The organism is Bacillus sp. SIMBA_074, assembly GCF_046534555.1.
Classification (GTDB): Bacteria; Bacillota; Bacilli; order Bacillales; family Bacillaceae_G; genus Bacillus_A; species Bacillus_A mycoides.
In genome coordinates this window covers 1-276 of sequence record NZ_JAWRYM010000437.1, presented here as the reverse complement: position 1 = coordinate 276, position 276 = coordinate 1, and the positions used below count along the sequence as shown (strand labels likewise).

At 52.2% G+C, this 276-nt stretch carries 1 protein-coding gene; it reads left to right on the top strand.

Going from position 1 to position 276, the window contains the following annotated elements:
* Window positions 1-56 precede the first annotated feature (56 nt).
* A partial coding sequence (locus tag SB773_RS35405) for a con-10 family general stress protein (protein ID WP_486304311.1) occupies window positions 57-276 on the top strand: 220 nt, incomplete at its 3' end.

Here is a 276-nt window from a genome sequence, read left to right as displayed (position 1 = left end):
ATTTTCCCCGCCCTGAGCGGGTTTTTTTTTGCCTTAAAAACGTCAAAAAACGATCGATGCGGCAGTCTGAGCGCTGTGCACGCCTGATTAAGCGCAGAGGGAAAAAGTTAAGGCTATGCTTTATCTGGCTTTACTTAACTCAAACCGGAGGCGTTATGACGGGACGTAGAGGCGGTGCCGGCAATTTTGCGGAAAATCCAGAACGGGCTGCAGAAGCCGGCCAAAAAGGTGGCCGCATAAGCGGCGGGAACTTCAAGAATAACCCAGAGCGAGCCC